Consider the following 2,703-nt stretch of genomic DNA (forward strand, 5'->3'; position numbering starts at 1 on the left):
GCAGGCGAGATCCTTCGTCGCTGCGCTCCTCAGGATGACATGTTGGCGTGGGCGTGCATGGCACGGGGGCGGTGCGGCACTTTGGACGCACCCCCGGGGTGTCATCCTGAGTCCGCCGTACGGCGGACGAAGGACCTCGACTCGGCGATCGGGCGACGCGTCCGAATGCCGGAAGGTCGTTCGGTCACGGGCCCGGGGGCTCCGTGCTCGCAGCGGCGCCGGAAGCCACACAGGCGAGATCCTTCGTCGCTTCGCTCCTCAGGATGACATCTTGGGCGGCGTGCATGGCACGAGGGCGGTGCGGGAATCGGAAGTTGCCCCCGGGGTGTCATCCTGAGGCCGCCGCAGGGCGGACGAAGGATCTCTACTCCGCAACTGGGGCGACGCTGCCGATGGCCAGCCATCGCCTCACCGCCCACACCAGACCAGCGGGTAGCCGCCGTCCGAGGTGCGCCTGGGTACGCCGGCGAACTCGATTCTGAAGACCGTCGTGTGCGCGATCGGGTCGGGCTCTCTCTCCGGCAGGCCCTTCAGGACGAGCTTGCCCGGCTCTTGTGTGAACCGAACCGGCTTGCCCGTCTTCAGGACGGTGATGCGCTTCACCTTCGTCTTCTGATCGACGATCACCAGTTCCCGACCGCGCCAGTGGCGGCACCAGAAGTAGGCGACCTTCCCCTTGCGCGTCCAGCGGCCGTACTTCAGCCACGGGTGGAAGTTGCTGCGCTCGACGCGATCGACCTTGCCATAGACCGCCTCCTCGTTGCCCTTCAGCCATTCGCCGACCTTGAGCAGCCGGTCCTCGACGTTCTCGGGCGGCGAGCCGTCCGGCTTCGGGCCGAAGTCGAGCAGCAGGTTGCCGCCGCCGGCGGTCACTTGCCGGATCATCTCGATGATCGCGCGCGGGCTCGCCCAGTCTTCCTCGGGCTCCTCGCGCCAGCCCCAGAGGCCCGTGCCGGTGAGCGTCATGCAGGACTCCCAGGCGCGGTTCTGCGCGGAGATGTGCCCCTCCGGCGTGCCGAAGTCCTCGGGCAGCATGAGGCGGTTGTTGATGATGATGTCGGGCTGCAGCTCGCGGACCATGTCGATGGTCTTCCGGCTCTCCCACAGCTCGGGCGTCTTCAGGGCGGCCGGGTAGTCGGGCCAGAAGACGTCGATCTTGCCGTAGTTCGACATCAGCTCGCGGATGCAGCCCTGCACGAAGTCCAGGTAGCGGCGCCGGGCGCGCTTGCTCGTGGCGGCGCGGACGCAGTCGGGATCGCGCCAGTCGTTCAGGCAGAAGTAAAGCCCTACGCGGAGCCCGGCCTCGCGGCAGGCGTCCACGCATTCGCGCACGATGTCGCGCTTCGGGCCGGTGCGGGCGGAGTTGAACTCGGACTGCTTCGTGTCCCAGAGGCAGTAGCCATCGTCGTGCTTGGAGACGAAGACCATGTACTTCATTCCGGCCTTTTTGGCCAGTTCGGCCCAGAGCCGGGCGGCGTCGGGACGGGGCTTGAAGTCGCACACGAGCCGGGCGTAGCGCCTGACCGGGATCTTCGCCCAATACATGTCCTCAGCGCTCAGCATGCTCAGGTGGGAGTGGAGGCCGTAGGTGGCCAGCATCCCGAACCGGGCTTCGTGCCACCACTTCATGCGGCGCCGGCGGTCGCGCTCTTCGCGCTTCTGCGCGGCGTCCGCAAAGGGCTTCGCCGCCGGTGGTCTCGACGTCTGCATCCCATCCAGGCCGACCGTGCGTTCCGCCTTCTTCGCCATGACCGCGTCCTCCCACGCCCAGCGAAATGGACCGCGCGCCAGAGTAGCGCTTCGGCAGCCCGCTTTCCACCACCGGGCGGCGGGACGCCGCCAGTCACACAGGCGAGATCCTTCGTCGTTGCACTCCTCAGGATGACATGTTGGCGTGGGCGTGCAGGGCACGAGGGCGGTGTGACGGCCGCGAGTTACCCCCGGGTGTCATCCTGAGGCCCGCTCAGGCGGGCCGAAGGACCTCGACTCGGCGATCGGGCGACGCGTCCGAATGCTGGAAGGCGGTTCGGTCACGGGCTCGGGGACGCCGTGCTCGTAGCGGCGCCGGAAGCCATGCAGGCGAGATCCTTCGTCGCTTCGCTCCTCAGGATGACAGGTCGGCGTGGGCGTGCATGGCACGGGGGCGGTGCGGGAATCGGAAGTTACCCCCGGGGTGTCATCCTGAGTCCGCCGTACGGCGGACGAAGGACCTCGACTCGGCGATCGGGCGACGCGCCCGAATGCCGGAAGGTCGTTCGGTCACGGGCTCGGGGGCTCCGTGCTCGCAGCGGCGCCGGAAGCCATGCAGGCGAGATCCTTCGTCGCTTCGCTCCTCAGGATGACAGGTCGGCGTGGGCGTGCGCGGCACGAGGGCGGTGTGACGGCCGCGAGTCACCCCCGGGTGTCATCCTGAGGCCCGCTCAGGCGGGCCGAAGGACCTCGACTCGGCAATCGGCCGACGCGTCCGAATGCTGGAAGGCGCTTCGGTCACGGGCTCGGGGACGCCGTGCTCGTAGCGGCGCCGGAAGCCATGCAGGCGAGATCCTTCGTCGCTTCGCTCCTCAGGATGACAGGTCGGCGTGGGCGTGCACGGCACGAGGGCGGTGTGACGGCCGCGAGTCACCCCCGGGGTGTCATCCTGAGTCCGCCGTACGGCGGACGAAGGACCTCGACTCGGCAATCGGGGCGACGCATCCGAATGCC

1 protein-coding gene is annotated in these 2,703 nt (G+C 68.5%); it reads right to left on the bottom strand.

Annotated features, from left to right (window positions below; all coding sequences use genetic code 11):
• Positions 1–408 precede the first annotated feature (408 nt).
• Positions 409–1,749 (bottom strand): alpha-L-fucosidase, encoded by a 1,341-nt coding sequence (locus GXY85_05845; GenBank protein NLW50351.1) that lies wholly within the window; start codon positions 1,747–1,749, stop codon positions 409–411.
• Positions 1,750–2,703 lie beyond the last annotated feature (954 nt).

It is taken from the genome of Candidatus Brocadiaceae bacterium (genome assembly GCA_012728835.1).
In the GTDB taxonomy this organism is placed as follows: Bacteria; Planctomycetota; Brocadiia; order SM23-32; family SM23-32; genus JAAYEJ01.

Coding starts and splice junctions, on each gene's coding strand:
- GXY85_05845 (NLW50351.1), bottom strand. CDS start 1,749: ATGGCGAAGAAGGCGGAACGCACGGTCGGCCTGGATGGGATGCAGACG.